This window comes from Microbacterium sp. CCNWLW41 (assembly GCF_037083505.1).
Genome location: NZ_JBAOJP010000003.1, coordinates 635,573 through 653,977 on the forward strand (window position 1 = coordinate 635,573; position 18,405 = coordinate 653,977).

The following is an 18,405-nucleotide window of genomic DNA, read 5'->3' on the forward strand; positions in this document are numbered from 1 at the left end:
CGTGACGTATGTGATCGCCCTTCCGTGCGTCGATGTCAAGGATCGCGCCTGCATCGACGAGTGCCCCGTTGACTGCATCTACGAAGGGGAGCGCTCGCTGTATATCCACCCGGACGAGTGCGTGGACTGCGGTGCGTGCGAGCCTGTCTGCCCGGTGGAGGCGATCTACTACGAGGACGACCTGCCCGACGAATGGCAGGACTACTACAAGGCGAACGTCGAGTTCTTCGAAGAGGTCGGGTCTCCGGGCGGCGCCGCCAAGGTCGGCGTGATCCACCACGACCACCCGATCATCGCCGCTCTGCCGCCGCAGGGCGACGCCGCCCACTGATGTCGGTCCGCGATCTGGCCGACTACCCCTGGGACGCGGTCGCCCCCTTCCGCGAGCGGGCGGCAGCGCATCCCGACGGGATCGTGGATCTGTCGATCGGATCGCCGATCGACCCGACACCCGAGATCATCCGCGCGGCGCTCGCCGAGGCGACCGACGCGCACGCCTACCCCCAGACCGTGGGGACCGCGGAGCTGCGCGAGGCGATCGTCGACTGGTACGCCCGGCGGCGGGGCGTGCCGGACCTGAGGCCGGACAACGTCCTGCCCACGATCGGTTCCAAGGAGCTCGTCGCGCTGCTGCCGACCCTGCTCGGGCTCGGCCCGGGGGACCGGGTCGTCCACCCGCGCGTCGCCTACCCGACGTACGAGGTCGGGGCCCGCGTCGCGGGGGCCACGCCCGTTCCGGCGGACGACCCGGCCGAGTGGCCCGAGGGGACCCGCCTGATCTGGATCAACACTCCAGGCAACCCCGACGGCCGCACCTGGACGCGCGAAGAGCTCGCCGCGGCCGTGCGCCGGGCGCGGGAGCTGGGTGCGGTCCTCGCCAGCGACGAGTGCTATGCGGAGCTCGGATGGGACGGCCCGTGGGCGAGCGAGCCCGTGCCGTCCGTGCTGGATCCTCGGGTCACCGGAGGCACCCGGTCGGGACTGCTCAGCGTGTACTCCCTGAGCAAGCAGTCGAACCTCGCCGGCTACCGCGCCGCGTTCGTGGCGGGCTGCGCCCGTGTCGTCGGCGATCTGCTGGCGGCGCGCAAGCACCTGGGTCTCATGCCGCCGGCACCGGTCCAGCACGCGATGGCCGTCGCTCTCCGCGACGACGAGCACGTCGCGGCCCAGAAGGAGCGCTACCGTGAGCGCCGCGCCCTGCTGCTGCCGGCGATCCAGGCGGCCGGCTTCCGCGTCGACGGCTCGGAGGCGGGGCTCTACCTCTGGGCGACGGAGGGCCGGGACGCCTGGGAGTCGATGGAGCGCCTGGCGGGACTCGGCATCCTGGGCGGCCCCGGCGCATTCTACGGCGACTTCTCCGCAGAGCACGTGCGGCTGTCGCTCACCGCGCCGACCGAGCGCGTGGCCCGCGCCGCCGAGCGCTTACGCGCGTCGACCCCGTGACCCGCGGGCCGTCCGGAGTGATTCTGTGGCAACCCACGACGGATCCGTGCATCCCTTGTCGGGTGCCACAGTAGGCTCTCACCCGCACTAGGCTGTAGGGGCGATTCGGCTGTGCATCGGCCCCGGCGCGCCACCCGCGCGTGTTTCCGGCATCGCCCTCGACGAACAACCCGCAAGGAGGTCCGCGTGAGTGCAGCGGCAGATCGGCCCACGAAGGCGACTCTGACGATCGGCGGCACGACGGCCGAGTTCCCGGTCCTGCAGGCCACGGCCGGGCACGACAGCATCGACTTCTCGACGCTGACCCGCCAGACCGGGCACACCGCCCTGGACTACGGCTACGTGAACACCGCGTCCACGAAGTCGGCCATCACCTTCATCGACGGCGACGAGGGGATCCTGCGCTATCGCGGCTATCCCATCGAGCAGATCGCCAAGAACTGCACCTACCTCGAGGTCGCCTGGCTGCTCATCTACGGCGAACTGCCGTCGGCCTCGGAGCTGGCCGAGTTCGACGAGAAGATCCGCCGCCACACCCTGCTGCACGAGGACCTGAAGCACTTCTTCTCGGCTCTGCCCCACACCGCCCACCCGATGTCGGTGCTGTCCTCGGCGGTCGCAGCGCTCTCGACCTACTACGAGAACGAGACGGACCCGCACAACCCGGAGCACGTCGAGCTCAACACGGTCCGCATGCTGGCGAAGCTGCCGGTGATCGCCGCGTACGCGCACAAGAAGAGCGTGGGGCAGGCGTTCCTGTATCCGGACAACTCTCTGAGCTTCGTCGACAATTTCCTGAAGCTGAACTTCGGCGTCCACAGCGAGCCGTACGAGCTCAACCCGGTGATGTCGAAGGCGCTGGAGCTGCTGCTGATCCTGCACGAGGACCACGAGCAGAACGCCTCGACGTCCACGGTCCGGCTCGTCGGCTCGACCGGGGCGAACCAGTTCGCCTCGATCTCCGCGGGCATCCAGGCGCTCTCCGGCCCGCTGCACGGCGGCGCCAACGAGGCGGTCCTCACCATGCTCGGGCAGATCCGGGCGTCCGGCGAGAGCGTCCAGCGGTTCGTCGAGCGGGTGAAGAACAAGGAGGAGGGCGTCAAGCTCATGGGCTTCGGCCACCGGGTCTACAAGAACTACGACCCGCGCGCCAAGCTCGTGAAGGAGGCGGCCGACGAGGTCCTCGCCGAGCTGGGCGTGACCGATCCGCTCCTGGATCTGGCGAAGGAGCTCGAGGAGATCGCCCTCGCCGACGACTACTTCCGTGAGCGCCGCCTCTACCCCAACGTGGACTTCTACACCGGCGTCATCTACAAGGCGATGGGCTTCCCGACCCGCATGTTCACGGTGCTGTTCGCGATCGGGCGCCTCCCGGGCTGGCTCGCGCAGTGGCGCGAGCTCCAGAACGACCCGCAGACCAAGATCGGTCGCCCCCAGCAGCTCTACACCGGATCGGCGGAGCGGGCCTTCCCGACCCGCTGACGACGACGCGCGACGGCCCCGGCAGGATCCCTCCTGTCGGGGCCGTCGCGCATCGTGCCGTCAGGCGGCCTCCGCAGCCGCCGGCTGGGCGACGGCGTGCTCGGAGGCGCGGGCGGCGGGGTCCGCGTCCGCTCTGCGCTCGTCGCGACGTCGCACCGGCACCAGCGCGACGAGACCGGCGGCGGCCAGCGCCACGACGCCGATCGTGATCCACGCGGCGGCGTACCCGGCTTCGAAGGGGAGGCCCTCCGCGTCGACCGAGCCGAACACGATCGCGGTCATCAGCGCGGAGCCGATCGCGGAACCGATCGAGCGGAGGTTCGCGTTGACCCCGGTCGCGACGCCGACGCTGCCCAGCGGCACGCTCTCGACGATGATGCTGGCCATCGCGGCATAGGCCATGCCGCCTCCGGCGCCGAAGACGGCACCGAGGACCGCCAGCTGCCACACCGCGCCGTGCAGGGCGACGGCGCCGAGGATCGCGAGCCCCATGACGGCCGTGCCGAGCACCAGCTGGCGCCGGAGCGGAAGCACCCGGCTCAGCGGCCCCGTCAGGAAACCGGCGGCCGACATGCCGACGAGCAGCGGAAGCAGGACCAGTCCTGCCTGCTCCGCACCCAGGCCGAACGCCCAGCCGGTGGAGGCGGGGACCTCCAGGAACATCGGCAGGTATCCCCAGAACCCGAACATCGCGATGCCGATCAGGAGGGCGCCGACGTTGACCGGCCAGATCGTGCGGTGCAGGAGCAGGCGGATGTCGACGAGCGGCTCGGCGGATCGGAGCTCGGCGAGGACCCACGCCGCGAGCAGGCAGAGCGCGAGCGCGAAGAGGCCCAGGGTGAGCGGGCTCGCCCAGCCCCATCGGGAGCCCGACGACAGCGGGAGCATGAGGGCGACGAGCCACCCGGACAGGAGGGCGGCGGAGACGAGGTTGATGCGTCCGGCGGCACGCACCCCGCCGGACGGCACGGCCCGCAGGACCGCGACCGCTGCCGCGAGCGCCACGACGAGAGCGACGACGAACAGCGCCCGCCAGCCGAGCGCAGCGGCGACGGGGCCGGCGAGCACCGTGCCTGCGGCTCCGGCGATCCCGAACAGCGCGCCGACCGCGCCGATCGCGCCGGTGAGCCGCTCCGGCGGCTGGGTCTCGCGGAGCAGGCCGAACCCCAGGGGGAAGAGCGCGCCGCCCACGCCCTGCAGCACGCGCCCGGCGAGGAGGATCTCGAGGCTCGGCGCCAGGGCGGCGACGAGATCGCCGACGGAGATGACGGCGAGGACCACGAGGGTGAGCGTCCGCCGCCCGCGCAGGTCTCCCACCCGGCCGAGCAGGGGGGTGGCGACCGCGGCCGCGATGAGCCATGCGGTCATCGTCCAGGCGACGGCATCAGAGCCTACGTCGAGGTCGTCCTCGATGAGCGGCAGCACGGGGATGACGAGGTTCTGGAGCAGGGCCATGGAGCCGATGCTCAGGGCGATCGCGGCGAAGGCGCGGCGTGGGGTCGACATGGAGGGTCCTCCGGTGGGGTCGAGGGGGAGCGCGGATGGCGCGAAGGGCGAACGCGCGGACGGTCGAGCGGTTCGCGGTCGAGCGGTAAAATGGAAGGAGGACTCCGAACGGAGGCTGCCTCCGTTTTCACGGTAGTGGAGGAGTCCTCCGTTTTGCAACCCCGAGATTGGCGACCCATGAGCACCGCGACGCCTCGTGTCACCGCGCTGGAGGAGCGACGACCCAAGCGTGCGGACGCCGCACGGAACTTCGACGCGCTCATCGAGGCCGGCAGGGCCGAGTTCGCCGAGCGGGGCGCGGAGGCGTCTCTGGAGGACATCGCCCGTCGCGCGGGCGTCGGGATCGCGACGTTGTACCGCAACTTCCCGACGAGGGACGACCTCATCGAGGCTTTGTACGTCACGGAGGTGCTCGCGCTCGCCGACGCGGCGGAGGACGTGGCCGGTCTGGATCCATGGCCGGCGCTGGAGGCGTGGCTTGACCGCTTCATCCGTTACGTGGGGACCAAGCGCGTGCTCCTGGAGGGGTTCAACCGCGGCTCGCCGATCCTCGTCGAGTGCCGGGGGATCATGGTGTCCGCCGCGGAACCGCTGCTCTCGCGGGCCCAGGCGGCCGGGGAGATCGCCGCGGACGTCACGATCCTCGACGTCATCAAACTGGTCTCCGGCGTCGCCGCCGTCGCCTACGACGACGACGCGCAGAGACAGCGGGTGCTGGCTCTCGCGATCCGCGCGATCCGGAGCTGAGGCGGACCGGAGCGGACCGCCTCAGCCTCGAAACCGGTCCGGGATCAGCGTCCGGCGGTGCCGTTCGCGCTGCGGGGCCGACGCCGACGGCGTCGAGAGGGCGCGCCGTTGTCCCGTCCGCCCTCGGCGGGCGCGGCGACGCGGGCACCCGTTCCGGGACGCGGCGCCCCGCCGTTCCCGCGCGAGGCGCCGGACCGGGCCGGCCGGGAGGCGGCCTGAGGGCGCTGCGGCTGCTGCGGCGGGGCCGGGCGCACATGCGGGGCGCGCTCTCCGACCAGTGCCGAGACCGCGTCGTCGGTCGCCGACTCCAGGGGCGCGGTGATCTGCGCCTTGCGGAGGAGGTCCTTCACGTCCCGGCGCTGCTCGGGCAGGACCACCGTGACGACGGTCCCGGCGGCGCCGGCGCGCGCGGTTCGGCCGGAGCGGTGCAGGTACGCCTTGTGCTCGACGGGCGGGTCGACGTGCACCACCAGGTCCACGTCGTCCACATGGACGCCGCGCGCGGCGACGTCGGTGGCGACGAGCACACGCACGCCGCCCTGCGCGGGATCCGAGGAGAAGGCGCTGAGGTTGCGCTCGCGGGCGTTCTGCGAGAGGTTCCCGTGCAGGTCCACCGCGGGGATGCCCGACGCGGTGAGCTGCTTGGCGAGCTTCTTCGCCTGGTGCTTCGTCCTCGTGAACAGGATGCGCCGCCCGGTCCCGGCGGCGAGGTCCTGCACGAGGGCCTTCTTGTGCTCCGCGTCGTCGGCGAGCAGCACGCGGTGGGTCATCTCGCCTACCGGCACGCTCGCCTCGTCCACCTCGTGGCTGACGGCGTCGCGGAGGAAGCGGCGCGCGAGGGTGTCGATGCCGCGATCGAGGGTGGCGCTGAAGAGAAGGCGCTGGCCGCCCGCCGGGGTGGCGGCGAGAATGCGCGTGACGCCGGGGAGGAAGCCGAGGTCGGCCATGTGGTCGGCCTCGTCGAGCACGGCGATCTCGACGGCGTCCAGGGAGACCAGCCCCTGCTTCATGAGGTCTTCGAGGCGGCCGGGGCACGCGACGACGATGTCCACGCCGCTGCGGAGCGCCTGCTCCTGCGGACGCTGGCTGACGCCGCCGAAGACGGTGGTGACGCGGAGCCCGACCGCCTGAGCGAGCGGGGAGACCGTCGCGGCGATCTGGGTGGCCAGCTCCCGCGTCGGGGCGAGGACGAGACCACGGGGGTGGGCGGGACGACTCTTGCGGCCGGCCGCCGACAGCCGGGCCACGAGCGGCAGGGAGAAGGCGATGGTCTTGCCGCTGCCGGTGCGGCCGCGGCCGAGGAGGTCGCGGCCGGCGAGCGAGTCGGGAAGGGTGTCGCGCTGGATGGCGAACGCCTCGGTCTTGCCGGAGGCGGCGAGCACGTCGGCCAGGGGCGCGGGCACGCCGAGTTCGAGGAAAGTAGGCAAAAGAGAAACTCCGTCTGCGCGCGCGGTGAAGCGCGGCGGGATCGTGGGTGAGGGACGGCGGCACACGGACGGTGCGCGACCTTCGCCGTGCGAAAGGCCGGTGGCTGCCGGTGGGGGAGCAGGATGCCCGCCCGGTCCTCGGAGACCCCGTGACGACGACGATGCTGCCCGCTCGAGGCGAGCAACCTTCATAGTCTACCAGCCGGAGATCAGAGACCCCCGGAACGGCGCGAATCGCCGCGTGTCAGGCGTGCAGGGCCTCGTTGAGGGTCACGCCGACCCCCGCGCGGCGGACGGCCTCGACCGCTCCGGAGACGGAGTTGCGGCGGAACAGGAGCCCGTCGCGCCCCGAGAGCTCGGCGCCCTTGACGACCGGATGCGCACCGTCGGCGGTCGGCGCCTCGTCCGCGAGCACGATCTTGGACCCGGCGGTGACGTACAGTCCCGCCTCGACGATGCAGTCGTCACCCAGCGAGATGCCGATGCCGGCGTTCGCCCCGAGGAGCGTCCGCGCCCCGATCGAGACACGGTGCTGCCCCCCGCCGGAGAGGGTGCCCATGATCGAGGAGCCTCCGCCGATGTCGCTGCCGTCGCCGACGACGACGCCCTGCGAGATGCGTCCCTCCACCATCGATGCGCCGAGCGTGCCGGCGTTGAAGTTCACGAAACCCTCGTGCATGACCGTCGTGCCCGGCGCGAGGTGCGCCCCGAGCCGCACGCGCGACGCGTCGGCGATGCGCACGCCCTCCGGCAGGACGTAGTCCGTGAGACGGGGGAACTTGTCCAGGCCCTGCACCTGGATCCCCGCCCGCTGCAGGGCCGGGCGCAGACGCACGGCGTCCGCGGGGCGCATCGGCCCGGCCGTCGTCCATGCGACGGTGGGGAGGTGGGCGAAGATGCCGTCCAGGTTGAGCTCGTTCGGCCGCACGAGGAGCGTGGAGAGGGCGTGGAGGCGGAGGTAGGCATCCGCCGTGGACGTCGGCGCCTCGTCCAGGTCGATCCGCAGGTGTACGGCCTCGACGCTCACGCGACGGCGCTCGTCCGCACCCGCGTGCGGATCCCAGGTCTCCGCCGCGGCGGCGAGGTGTTCGGGAGAGAACTCCGCCGTGCCGATCTCCGGGAACCAGGCGTCGAGGGCCGTCCCGTCCGACGCGATTGTGGACAGTCCGAAGCCGAAGACGGTGCGCGCTTGGGTCATGTCTCCACGCTACCGAACACGGGCACGCCCGTGACGCGCGCCAGGACGCACGGCCTAGGCTGGTGGGCATGGTGCTCGATCTGACCGCGTCCTCCGTCGATCTGACCCGCGCGATCTGCGACGTGCCGAGCGTCTCGGGGGCGGAGAAGCCGCTCGCGGACCTCATCGAGTCCTCGGTCCGCGCCTTCCCGCATCTCGAGGTGATCCGGCACGGGAACACCGTCGTCGCACGCACCGACCTCGGTCGCGCGCAGCGGGTGGTCATCGCCGGCCACATCGACACCGTCCCCATCAACGGCAACGTCCCGACCCGCGACGCCGAGGTCGACGGAGTCCCTGTCCTGTGGGGGCGGGGGACCGTCGACATGAAGGCCGGCGTCGCCGTGCAGCTCAAGCTCGCGGCGGAGCTGTCCGCGCCCGCCGTCGACGTGACCTGGATGTGGTACGACAACGAGGAGGTCGAGGCCTCCCGCAACGGGCTCGCCCTCCTGGCGGCGAGCCGGCCGGACCTGTTCGCCGCGGACTTCGCCATCCTCGGCGAGCCCAGTGACGGCGAGGTCGAGGGCGGCTGCAACGGGACGCTGCGTGCGATCGTCCGCACGAGCGGCGTGCGCGCCCACAGTGCGCGGGCGTGGATCGGCGAGAACGCGATCCACGCGGCCGCGCCGATCCTCGCGCGACTCGCCGAGTACCGTCCGCGGGAGGTCGGGGTCGAGGGGCTCGTGTACCGGGAAGGGCTCAACGCCGTGCGCATCACGGGCGGCGTGGCCGGCAACGTCATCCCCGACGCCTGCGAGGTGGAGGTCAACTACCGGTTCGCGCCCAGCAAGACGGCCGCCGAGGCCGAAGCGCACGTGCGGGCGGTGTTCGCCGGGTTCCCCGTGGAGATCACCGACTCCTCCGAGGGCGCCCGCCCGGGCCTCGACGCCCCGATCGCGCAGCGGTTCGTCGCCGCGGTCGGCGCCGTCCCCCGCCCGAAGTACGGCTGGACCGACGTCGCGAGGTTCTCCGCACTGGGGATCCCGGCCGTGAACTACGGCCCGGGGGACCCGCATCTGGCGCACCATGACGAGGAGCGCGTGCCGCTCGCGCAGATCGTCGCCGTGGAGGAGGGGCTGCGCGCCTGGCTCGGGGGATCCGGGGCGTGAGCGCCGCCGCGCCCTCCGCGCGTGTTCCGGCACGGACCTGGTCGCGCGCCCTGCTGCGGCTGAGCCCGGCCCTCATGGTCGCGCTGGTGTACCTGGCGGCCCGCGTGCTGACGACCGGGATGCTGGCGGTGGCCGCCGGGCTCTCCGGTCCCGGGTCGCGGTTCGGCCCCGACGCGGGGATCGGCAGCTTCGTGCTGGCGTGGGATGCGCAGTGGTACTGGTGGGTCGCCGAGAACGGGTACCCGAGCGAGCTCCCGCTCACCGAGGGCGGCCAGGTCGCGGAGAACGCGTGGGCGTTCATGCCCCTGTACCCGATGCTTGCCAAGCTCGTGGGGTTCCCGCTGGGGTCGTGGGGCGCCGGCGCCCTCGTCGTCTCGCTCGTCGCCGGATACCTCGCCTGTCTCGTCCTCTACCGGATACTTGCCGGGAAGGTCGGGCGGCGTGCCGCGATGTGGTCCGTCGCGCTCTGCGCGGCCGGGCCGCTCGGCGCGCTCTTCCAGGTCGGCTACGCGGAGGCGCTGTTCCTCCTCTTCCTGCTCCTGGGGATCGATGGGCTCATCCGGCGACGATACGTCCGCCTGTACGCGCTCATCCCGCTCATGGGCTTCACGCGCCCCGGCGTGCTCGCCTTCGCCCTGCTGCTGGGGCTCGTGCTCGTCCTGCGATGGGTGCGCCGGAAGGACGATCCGCTCTACACGCGGGAGTTCGTCCACATCCTGGCGCTCGGGGCCCTCGCCACCGTGGTGGGCTTCTCCTGGCAGTTCATCGCCGGCATCGTGACCGGGGATCCGGGGGCCTACCTCGCCACGGAGCTGGCGTGGCGACGGAACTGGGTGGAGGGCGGTGCCGCCGGCTTCTTCCCGTTCGAGGGCTGGGTCACGGCCGCACCCCTGTGGTTCGGGATCTGGGGCCTTCCCGGCTGGCTCGGTCTCGTCGTGCTCGTGCTGCTGGTCGCCGGTGCGGCGCTTCTCCTTCTCCGGGATCCGCGGGTCCGCCGGCTCGGCCCGGTGATCCGCCTGTGGAGCGCGAGCTACCTGCTGTATCTCTTGGCGGTGTTCTTCCCCCAGTCGAGCACGCTCCGGCTCCTGTTCCCCCTCACACCGCTGTGGGGCGCTCTCGCCGTGGGCCGTTCCCGGGGCTTCCGGATCGGCGCCGTCGTGGTGGGCCTCGTGCTGCAGTGGGCATGGATCTACAACGTCTACGCCCTCGGCGACACGTTCTGGCGGGTGCCCTAGGGGGTCATCGAGCCTCCTCTGCTCCGGGTGACCCGATAGACTTGCCTCCTAGACCACCGAGGAAAGGGAGCACCGCGATGGCAGCGATGAAGCCGAGGACCGGAGACGGACCCATGGAGGCCGTGAAGGAGGGGCGCCTCATCATCGTTCGGGTTCCGCTCGAAGGCGGCGGACGTCTGGTCGTCTCCGTCAACGACGCCGAGGCGAAGGAGCTTCACGACGTGCTGAGCGCCGTCGTCGATGCGGCGTGACGACGCGTCCGGCCTCCCACACAGAACCCCGCGTTCCCGTTTCGGGACGCGGGGTTCTCGTGTCGTCGCCCGAGCTCAGTGTTCGTGCTCAGTCGCGGTCGGCCACGCTGACGAGCTGAAGCAGCCCCTCTCCTGTGGCGGACAGCGCGGCGAGCACCGCCGGGGACTGCTGCGTCTCCTGGATCAGCGATCGATAGGCCGTCGTGACGGCATCGCGCTGGACGGGGTCCGCCGCGCGCCCTCCGCTGAGCACGCGCGGAACCAGGACCACACCGCCCTCGCGGACCAGGCGCAGTCCGTGCGCGACGTACTCGATGACGTTCTCCGGGTCGGCGTCGACCAGGACCACGTCGTATGCCGCCTCGTTCATGCGCGGGAGCACGTCCGACGCCCTCCCGGCGATGAACCGGGCGCGCGTCGGAGCGATGCGGGCGTCCTGGAAGGCCGACCGTGCCGCCGCCAGATGCTCGGGCTCGTTGTCGATCGAGGTCAGCACCGCGTTCGGGGCTCCGCGCAGCAGCCACAGGCCGGAGACGCCGGCACCGGTGCCGATCTCGACGATCGAGCGCGCGGCGACCGTCGCGGCGAGCACGGCGCACTCGGCGCCGACCGCTGCGCTGATGGGCGCGGCGCCGAGCTCGCGGGCATGCGCCCGCGCCCGGGCGATGGCGTCCGGTTCGACGATGGCCTCGCGTACGAAGCGCGCGTTCGCGTCCTGCTCGCTCATGTTCCTCTCCGACCCGCCGTGGCGCGGGTGATCCGCGGTACCACGGCCTCCTCCAGGGTAGGGGCACGTCGTGCGTCGCGCGGGCAGGCGCGGCGGTAGCCTGGTCACATGTTCTTCGGCATCACCTTCGAGAAGCTCCTGCTGATCGGCGTGATCGCCGCGCTTCTCGTCGGCCCCGAGCGGCTTCCGCGATACGCCGAGGCGCTCGCGCGGTTCACGCGACGGGCGGGGGAGTACGTCCGCGGCGCGAAGGACCGCATGCGCGAGGAGGTCGGGCCGGAGATCGACGAGCTCGACTGGCGCAAGCTCGATCCGCGTCAGTACGATCCGCGCCGCATCATCCGCGATGCCCTGTTGGACACGAATCCGTCGTCCGGCCCCGCGACGACCGCCGCCGCGACGTCTGCGGCGGCGGGTGTGGGAGTCGCGGGCGCGGCGGCTGCGGGGGCATCGGCGAGCACGGGTGCGAAGCCGTCCGCTCCGCGCCAGTTCAGCGCGGACGATCCGCCTCCCTACGACCGCGAGGCCACCTGATCCGGCGCGCGGCCCCCTGACCCCGCTCCCGGTCACGCGAGCTCCTGACCCCGCGCGTGGGATCAGGCGTTCGCGCGAGTTCAGGCTGTTTCGGGCGCCCTGCGCCTGATCTGGCGTGTTCGCCTGATCCCGCGCGGCCGCTCACTTCGCGCGTTGCCGCCCGAGCCCCGCGTCGGGTCCCTGTCCTACCCGCGTGGGATCAGGCGTTCGGGCGAGTTCAGGCGGGGAGGGGCGCTGCGCGCCTGATCTGGCGTGTTCGCCTGATGCGGCGAGTGCGGACGCGGTGCGTGGGGAGAGCGCGTCACGTCCCCGGGGCGAAGGGCAGGGAGCGCCCCGACAGTCCGCGGCCCCGCCGATCCACCGCGTCCGCGAGCCGCTGCAGAGCCTGCGCCGCCGGGTCCGCCGGATCGGACAGCACGATCGGCGTCCCGGCGTCGCCACCCGTCCGCAGCGCCGTGCTGAGCGGCACGGACGCCAGCAGGTCCACGGTCTCGTCCGGGGTCGACAGCGCCGCCGCGACGGCCGCGCCGCCGCCGGATCCGAACAGGTCGAGCACCGTCCCGTCCGGGAGAGTGAGGGCCGCCATGTTCTCGACGACGCCGATGAGACGCTGGCCGGTCTGGCGCGCGACGAGCCCGCTGCGGATCGCGACGTCCGCGGCGGCCTCCTGCGGGGTGGTGACGACGAGCACCTCCGCGTGGGGAAGGAGCTGGCCGAGCGAGATGGCGATGTCGCCGGTGCCGGGCGGCATGTCGATGAGGAGGACGTCGAGGTCGCCGAAGAAGACGTCGGTGAGGAACTGCTGGACCGTCCGGTGCAGCATCGGCCCGCGCCACGCCACCACCGACTCGCCGTCGCGCAGGAACATCCCGATCGAGATGGCCTTCACGTCGTAGGCCACCGGCGGCAGCATGAGGTCGTCGATCCTCGTGGGCTGCGGGGCCCTGCCGTCCTGGACCATGCCCAGAAGGCCCGGGATGGAGAAGCCGTGCACGTCCGCGTCGATGAGCCCCACGCGACGACCCCGCGCCGCCAGGGCGACGGCGAGGTTCGCCGTGACGGACGACTTGCCCACGCCGCCCTTGCCGCTGGTGACCGCGATCACCCGCGTGAGCGAGTCGGGGCCGAACGCCATCTGCCTCGCGGGTCGTCCGCCGCGCAGCCGCTCGGTCAGCGCCCGCCGCTCGTCCGGCGTCATCACGCCGACGTCCACCGTCACCGCGTCGATACCGGCCACGCCCAAGGCCGCGGCGTGCACCTCCCGCTCGATCCGGTTCGCGGCCGGGCACCCCACGATCGTCAGCGCGATGCCGACGCGGGCCTCGGTCCCCTCGACGGAGATGTCGCGCACCATGTCCAGCTCGGCCAGCGGTCGGCGCAGCTCAGGATCCACGACGGCGCCGACCGCGCGACGGACGTCCTCGGCGCTCGCGGCGGTCACGGACGCTGCTCCGCCGCCGGCTCCGGCTCGTCCTCCCGGAGTTCCGCGAGGAGCGCGCGCAGCTCGTGCCGCAGCACGTCGCGGGTGACGGGCTGGGCGGTGCGCTCCTCCAGAGCCATCCGCAGGGCGACGATCTCGCGGGCGAGGTACTCGGTGTCCGCGAGGTTGCGCTCCGCCCGCTGACGGTCCTGCTCGATCTGCACCCGGTCGCGGTCGTCCTGGCGGTTCTGCGCGAGCAGGATCAGCGGCGCCGCGTACGAGGCCTGCAGCGAGAGCATCAGCGTCAGCGCCGTGAAGCCGTTCGCGGCGGAGTCGAAGCGCCAGGACTCCGGCACGAGCGTGTTCCAGGCGAGCCACGCCGCGCAGAAGAGCGTCAGCAGCACGAGGAACATCGGCGTGCCCATCGCCCGCGCGACCCACTCGGTGAACCGGCCGAAGCGATCGCGCGAGACCTGCGGGCGGGAACGCACCGCGCCGCGGCGGGGCGCGTCGAGCCCCGCCGACGACGACGGCCGCGCCATCATCCGGCCACTCCCTTGGCCGGTGCGGACGGTTCATCCGCGGCGTCCTGCGAGCGCCAGTCCTCGGGCAGGAGGTAGTCCAGGACGTCGTCGACGCTCACGGCGCCGACGAGCCGGTGCGCCTGATCGACGACCGGCAGCGAGACGAGGTCGTAGCTGGCGAGCATGCGCGCGACCTCCGCGGCCGACGCCGTGACCGGGACCGGTTCGAGCGTGTCGTCGACGATCGCGCCGAGCCGCTCGTGCGGGGGATACCGCAGCATCCGCTGGAAGTGCACGACGCCGAGGAGCCGGCCGGTCGGGGTCTCGAACGGCGGGAGCGTCAGGAACACGGCGGCCGCGAGCGCGGGATGCAGCTCGTGGCGGCGGATGAGCGCCAGCGCCTCGGCGACGGTCGCATCGGCGGAGAGGATGATGGGCTCGGGTGTCATGAGACCGCCGGCCGTGTCGGGACTGTAGCGCAGGAGCATGCGGACGTCCTCGGCCTCCTCGGGCTCCATCAGCTCCAGCAGGTGCTCCAGGCGCCCCTTCGGGAGCTGCGCCAGCAGGTCCGCGGCGTCGTCCGGCTCCATCTGGTCCAGGATGTCGGCGGCGCGCTCGTCGCCGAGCCGGTCGAGGATCGTCATCTGCTCGTCCTCCGGCATCTCCTCGAGAGCGTCGGCCAGCCGCTCGTCCGGCAGTTCCTCCGCCACCTCGATGCGGCGCTGCTGCGGAAGGTCGAGCAGGGTGTTGGCGAGGTCGGCCGGGCGCAGCTCCGAGAAGGTGGCGACGAGCTGCTCGGCGGACTGCGACTCCCCGGGGCGGAGCTGCTCGCGCACCTCATTCCAGGCGGCGAAGGTCGTGGGCCCCTTGGCGAACGGCGACGCGCTCGTCTTGGGCTTGCGGAGGAAGAGCTGGCCGATCGACCACTCGCCGAGGCGGTTCGGCTCGATCGCGACGTCCTCGATGGCGGCGGTGCCGCTCCCGTCGGCGAAGTCGACACGGCGTCCCAGCAGCTCGGCCATGACCCGGACCTCGCCGTTTCGCGGCTTGAACCGGCGTACGTTCATCAGACCGGTGGTGATGACCTGCCCCGTGCTGATCGACGTGACGCGTCCGATCGAGAGGAAGACCTGGCGTCGGCCGGGGATCTCGCAGACGAGCCCGATCACGCGCGGGGCTGCCGTACTTCGATACACGACGACGACGTCACGGACCTTGCCGAGCCGGTCGCCGGCGGGGTCGAACACGGCGCACCCGGCCAGGCGCGCGACGAAAACCCGCTGTGTGCTCATGGGTTCCAGCGTACTGTCCCGGGTATCGGCGGACGCCCGTCGTTTCCGCGCAGGACCGGGATGTTCACCCGCGGGGCACCGCTCGCGGGAACCTCATGAGAACGGCGTGGAAGAATGGCGGGATGAGCATGCTGAACCGCCCTGCCGGCGCCGCCGAGGTCGGCGAGACCGTCGCCTCCGTGCGCGAGTACGAGGCCGCCCAGAAGCTCGTGTCCAAGCTCATCGCCGCGGAGGTCCCGGCCCGAGACATCGCGATCGTGGGGATGGGCGTGCGCACCATCGAGCGGGTCACCGGCCGGCTCGGCTATGCCAACGCCGCGCGCTCGGGCGCCATCAACGGCGTGCTGATCGGCCTCTTCCTCTCCGCGATCTTCGTGCTGGGCAACCCCGTCGCCCCGATCCAGGCCTTCGTCGGCGTGCTGTTCGTCGGCGTGGCGATGGGCATGATCCTCAGCCTCGTCACCTACGCGATCGTCCGTCGCCGCCGCGACTACGCGAGCGTCATGCAGCTCGCCGCCGATCACTACGAGGTCACCGTGCAGGCAGGCTCGCTGGCCAAGGCGCGCAAGGCCCTCGGCGGAGGGGCGCCCGCGCCCCGCCCCGCGCCGGTCGTCACGGACGAGCCGCCGCGGTACGGGGAACGCGTCGCCCCGGGAACGACGGCGCCCGCGGCCCCGTCCGAGCCCGCGGCGACGCCCGCCCCCTCGGCCGCCCCGGCCCTGGCGTCCGACGAGCCGCCGCGTTACGGCGAGCGGATCGCGCCGCCTCCGCCGGCCGCGATCCCGCCGCGTCCCGCGGACCCGCAGCCCGCCGCGAGCGAGCCGTCGGTGCCGGCCGAGGCCGAGCCGGAGCCGAGCGGAGCCGGCGCGCCGGCGGACGACGCGCCCGCGGCGGAAGCGCCCCGCGCCGATGCCCCTGCGCCCGACGCGCCGGCGGAAGACACCCCGGCGGGCGAAGCGCCCGGCACGGATCCGGAGTCCGACGGAGGATCCGTCCGCTCGTGACCGAGGGCACCGAGGCGCAAGACGAGCGGGCGCTGAGCGTGCCCGTGGAGCTCCCCGCCGGGCGGGTGGCCGTGCGGGCCGCGTTCGGCGCGGTGTCGGACTCGCCGGCCGTCGTCGCGATCGCGCACGGCGCCGGCGCGGGCATGGACCACCCGTTCCTGACCGGGTTCGCCCGCGGGCTCCGCGACGAGGGCCTGTCGACCGTGCGCTTCAACTTCCCCTACGTCGAGGCGGGCCGGCGCATGCCGGGGCCCGCCGCCCACGCGATCCTCGCCTGGCGGGCCGTTGTGGCCCTGATCCGGGAGGCGCTGCAGCCCGAGGTCGGCGCCGGCCTCGTCGTCGCCTGCGGCAAGTCCTACGGCGGTCGGATGGCGTCGATGGCCGCGGCTGACGGCCTCGACGTCGACGCCCTGGTGTACCTCGGCTACCCGTTGCACCCGCCGGGACGGCCGGACAAGCCGCGGGTCGAGCATCTGCCCGCCGTCACTGCGCCGCAGCTGTTCGTCGAGGGCACCGAAGACCCGTTCATCCAGCCGCGTCCGCAGCTCGACGAAGCGGTCGCCTCCTGCCGGGATGCCCGGATCTCCTGGATCGACGGCGGCGGGCACTCCTTCGAGGTCAAGGGCGCGAAGAGGCCCGCGCCCGAGGTGGGCGCGGGCCTGGCTCCGCTCGTGGCGGGTTTCGTCGGCGCCGTCTGACCGCCCTCGCCGTGCTCCGCGCGGCGGGCGGGGCAGGACGGGCGGGCCCGGTCAGGGACGCGGCGGGACGGCGGGCGGAGCACCTGGCGCGCCCGGCGCCGGCGGGGCGCCGTACGGCGGCGGGGCGCCCGGGGTCTGCGGAGGCGCGGGCGGCCCCGAGGGCTTGCCCGCATCGATCCACCGCGTGTGGGACTTCAGCGCATGCAGGACGGCGAACCGGACGGCGAGGTAGACGGTGCCGCCGAGGATCACGATCGTGAGGAGCCAGAAGAGCAGCATGCCGACGGCCGGGAAGCCTCCGTAGAACATCATCGGCCCTGCAGGCGGGCGATCCAGGCCTCCACCTCGGCGGAGGTGCGCGGGATCCCGGCGGAGAGGTTCACCGGCCCGTCCTCGGTCATGAGGATGTCGTCCTCGATGCGCACGCCGATCCCGCGGAGCTCCTCGGGAACGGTCAGGTCGTCGATCTGGAAGTAGAGACCGGGCTCGATCGTGAACACCATCCCCGGCTCGATGATCCCGTCGTAGTACATCTCCCGTCGCGCCTGGGCGCAGTCGTGCACGTCGATGCCGAGGTGGTGGCTCGTGCCGTGCACCATGTATCGGCGGTGCTGTCCGCCCCGGTCCGCGTCCAGCGCCTCGTCCGCGGATACCGGCAGCAGTCCCCACTCCGCCGTGCGGCGAGCGATCACGCGCATGGCGGCCTCGTGCACGGTGCGGAACGGGACGCCGACCCGGGCGGCGGCGAAGGCGGCGTCGGCGGCCTCGACCACCGCGTCGTAGACCCGCCGCTGCACGTCGCTGAAGGTGCCGGAGACCGGGAGCGTCCGGGTGATGTCGGCGGTGTAGAGGCTGTCGGCCTCGACACCGGCGTCGATGAGGATCAGGTCCCCGGGGACGACGGCGCCGTCGTTGCGGGTCCAGTGCAGATAGCAGGCGTGCGGGCCGGACGCCGCGATGGTGTCGTAGCCCTCCCAGTTGCCGTCGCTGCGGGCGCGCTGGTGGAACACGCCCTCGACGATCCGTTCGCCGCGGCTGTGCGCGATGGCGCGGGGAAGGTCCCGGACGATGTCGTCGAAGCCGTCGGCGGTGATGGCCACCGCGCGACGCATCTCGGCCACCTCGTACTCGTCCTTGACGAGGCGCAGCTCCGAGACGACACGGGTGAGATCGGGGTCGGCGTCGACGACGAGATCGTCGTCGCCCGCGGCGAACTGCTCCAGGTGCGCGGTCGGGATGTCGAGATCCGCCGCCACGCCCGCCAGCGACGGGCGCGGCCCGATCCAGAACTCGCCGATCGTGGCGTCCGAGTAGAACTCGGCGGTCGTGCGGTCGGCGCGCTCCCGGAAGTAGAGGGTGGCGGTGTGGCCGTCGGCGGTCGGGTCGAGCACGAGCACCGAGTCGGGCTCGGCGTCCGCGGCCCAGCCCGTCAGGTGGGCGAAGGCGGAGTGCGCGCGGAACGGATAGTCGGTGTCGTTGCTGCGCTGCTTGAGCGACCCCGCCGGGATCACCAGCCGCCTGCCGGGGAACGCGGCGGAGACCCTCGCGCGGCGCGCGGCGGCGAACGACGCCTGCGCGCGGGGAGCGGGCAGGGACTCGGGACGGTCCGCCCAGCCGGTGGAGATCGTGTCCAGGAAGCCCTGGGGGAAGGGCTGGCGGCGGTTGGTCTTCTCCGTGGCCTCGCCGGCGTCGTCGCGGGTCTCGGCGATCGTGTCGCGCTCTGCAGTGCTCATGCGTCCATCCTCTCACCGGGCCGCCTCCCGGGTGCG

The 18,405-nt window shown here is 72.7% G+C and carries 19 protein-coding genes; 10 read left to right on the forward strand and 9 right to left on the reverse strand.

Annotated elements, in window-relative coordinates; all coding sequences use genetic code 11:
* Position 1 precedes the first annotated feature (1 nt).
* From fdxA to V6R91_RS14655, 3 genes are all read left to right on the forward strand, one after another.
* Positions 2-331, forward strand: coding sequence for a ferredoxin (gene fdxA, locus V6R91_RS14645; protein ID WP_067247353.1), 330 nt, complete (start codon positions 2-4; stop codon positions 329-331).
* Positions 331-1,443 (forward strand): succinyldiaminopimelate transaminase, encoded by a 1,113-nt coding sequence (gene dapC / locus V6R91_RS14650; protein WP_336395866.1) that lies wholly within the window; start codon positions 331-333, stop codon positions 1,441-1,443. Before fdxA ends, dapC begins: the two co-directional genes overlap by 1 nt.
* Before the next feature lie 186 nt (positions 1,444-1,629).
* Positions 1,630-2,925 carry a citrate synthase gene (locus tag V6R91_RS14655; RefSeq protein WP_336395867.1) on the forward strand — a complete coding sequence of 432 codons (1,296 nt, stop codon included), beginning with the start codon at positions 1,630-1,632 and terminating at the stop codon, positions 2,923-2,925.
* Between the two features lie 60 nt (positions 2,926-2,985).
* On the opposite strand, the gene V6R91_RS14660 is transcribed toward V6R91_RS14655, so the two are convergent.
* Positions 2,986-4,431 (reverse strand): MFS transporter, encoded by a 1,446-nt coding sequence (locus V6R91_RS14660; protein WP_336395868.1) that lies wholly within the window; start codon positions 4,429-4,431, stop codon positions 2,986-2,988.
* Between the two features lie 177 nt (positions 4,432-4,608).
* Here V6R91_RS14660 and V6R91_RS14665 point away from each other — a divergent pair, with 177 nt between their 5' ends.
* Positions 4,609-5,178 (forward strand): TetR/AcrR family transcriptional regulator, encoded by a 570-nt coding sequence (locus tag V6R91_RS14665; RefSeq protein ID WP_219085154.1) that lies wholly within the window; start codon positions 4,609-4,611, stop codon positions 5,176-5,178.
* A 44-nt stretch (positions 5,179-5,222) separates the two neighbouring features.
* Here the strand turns inward: V6R91_RS14665 and V6R91_RS14670 are convergent, their stop codons facing one another.
* Both V6R91_RS14670 and dapD read right to left on the reverse strand, forming a co-directional pair.
* Positions 5,223-6,581, reverse strand: coding sequence for a DEAD/DEAH box helicase (locus V6R91_RS14670; RefSeq protein WP_378821694.1), 1,359 nt, complete (start codon positions 6,579-6,581; stop codon positions 5,223-5,225).
* 268 nt (positions 6,582-6,849) lie between these two features.
* A complete protein-coding gene (gene dapD, locus V6R91_RS14675) occupies positions 6,850-7,803 on the reverse strand; it encodes a 2,3,4,5-tetrahydropyridine-2,6-dicarboxylate N-succinyltransferase (protein WP_336395869.1) in 954 nt (317 codons plus the stop codon).
* A gap of 68 nt (positions 7,804-7,871) precedes the next feature.
* Here dapD and dapE point away from each other — a divergent pair, with 68 nt between their 5' ends.
* The 3 genes from dapE (at position 7,872) to V6R91_RS14690 (ending at position 10,437) form a co-directional block, all read left to right on the forward strand.
* Complete coding sequence (gene dapE, locus V6R91_RS14680) at positions 7,872-8,951, forward strand: succinyl-diaminopimelate desuccinylase (protein ID WP_271062382.1); 1,080 nt, start codon at positions 7,872-7,874, stop codon at positions 8,949-8,951.
* Positions 8,948-10,186 carry a hypothetical protein gene (locus tag V6R91_RS14685; RefSeq protein ID WP_336395870.1) on the forward strand — a complete coding sequence of 413 codons (1,239 nt, stop codon included), beginning with the start codon at positions 8,948-8,950 and terminating at the stop codon, positions 10,184-10,186. Before dapE ends, V6R91_RS14685 begins: the two co-directional genes overlap by 4 nt.
* Before the next feature lie 77 nt (positions 10,187-10,263).
* Positions 10,264-10,437 carry a DUF3117 domain-containing protein gene (locus tag V6R91_RS14690; protein ID WP_084344892.1) on the forward strand — a complete coding sequence of 58 codons (174 nt, stop codon included), beginning with the start codon at positions 10,264-10,266 and terminating at the stop codon, positions 10,435-10,437.
* An 88-nt stretch (positions 10,438-10,525) separates the two neighbouring features.
* Here V6R91_RS14690 and V6R91_RS14695 read toward each other — a convergent pair whose 3' ends face one another.
* Entirely contained in the window at positions 10,526-11,164 is a 639-nt protein-coding gene (locus tag V6R91_RS14695; protein WP_336395871.1) for an O-methyltransferase, read from the reverse strand.
* A gap of 108 nt (positions 11,165-11,272) precedes the next feature.
* Between V6R91_RS14695 and V6R91_RS14700 the strand changes: the two genes are divergently transcribed.
* Positions 11,273-11,698, forward strand: a complete 426-nt coding sequence (locus V6R91_RS14700; RefSeq protein ID WP_336395872.1) for a Sec-independent protein translocase TatB — start codon at positions 11,273-11,275, stop codon at positions 11,696-11,698.
* Positions 11,699-11,999: 301 nt separating this feature from the next.
* Here the strand turns inward: V6R91_RS14700 and V6R91_RS14705 are convergent, their stop codons facing one another.
* The 3 genes from V6R91_RS14705 to V6R91_RS14715 are packed head-to-tail and all read right to left on the reverse strand — an operon-like array spanning position 12,000 to position 14,934.
* A complete protein-coding gene (locus tag V6R91_RS14705) occupies positions 12,000-13,139 on the reverse strand; it encodes an Mrp/NBP35 family ATP-binding protein (RefSeq protein WP_336395873.1) in 1,140 nt (379 codons plus the stop codon).
* Entirely contained in the window at positions 13,136-13,660 is a 525-nt protein-coding gene (locus V6R91_RS14710; RefSeq protein WP_336395946.1) for a DUF1003 domain-containing protein, read from the reverse strand. The genes V6R91_RS14705 and V6R91_RS14710 overlap by 4 nt, the downstream gene beginning before the upstream one ends.
* Positions 13,660-14,934, reverse strand: a complete 1,275-nt coding sequence (locus V6R91_RS14715; RefSeq protein WP_067250242.1) for a magnesium transporter MgtE N-terminal domain-containing protein — start codon at positions 14,932-14,934, stop codon at positions 13,660-13,662. The genes V6R91_RS14710 and V6R91_RS14715 overlap by 1 nt, the downstream gene beginning before the upstream one ends.
* 122 nt (positions 14,935-15,056) lie before the next feature.
* On the opposite strand from V6R91_RS14715, the gene V6R91_RS14720 reads away from it, so the two are divergent.
* Positions 15,057-15,938: a general stress protein gene (locus tag V6R91_RS14720; protein WP_271063109.1), complete on the forward strand. Its 882-nt coding sequence runs from the start codon at positions 15,057-15,059 to the stop codon at positions 15,936-15,938.
* Positions 15,935-16,636: an alpha/beta hydrolase family protein gene (locus tag V6R91_RS14725; protein WP_336395874.1), complete on the forward strand. Its 702-nt coding sequence runs from the start codon at positions 15,935-15,937 to the stop codon at positions 16,634-16,636. The genes V6R91_RS14720 and V6R91_RS14725 overlap by 4 nt, the downstream gene beginning before the upstream one ends.
* A 51-nt stretch (positions 16,637-16,687) precedes the next feature.
* Here the strand turns inward: V6R91_RS14725 and V6R91_RS14730 are convergent, their stop codons facing one another.
* Together V6R91_RS14730 and V6R91_RS14735 are read right to left on the reverse strand one after the other, a co-directional pair.
* A complete protein-coding gene (locus tag V6R91_RS14730) occupies positions 16,688-16,948 on the reverse strand; it encodes a hypothetical protein (protein ID WP_336395875.1) in 261 nt (86 codons plus the stop codon).
* Positions 16,945-18,369 (reverse strand): aminopeptidase P family protein, encoded by a 1,425-nt coding sequence (locus tag V6R91_RS14735; RefSeq protein WP_336395876.1) that lies wholly within the window; start codon positions 18,367-18,369, stop codon positions 16,945-16,947. Before V6R91_RS14735 ends, V6R91_RS14730 begins: the two co-directional genes overlap by 4 nt.
* Between the last annotated feature and the right edge of the window lie 36 nt (positions 18,370-18,405).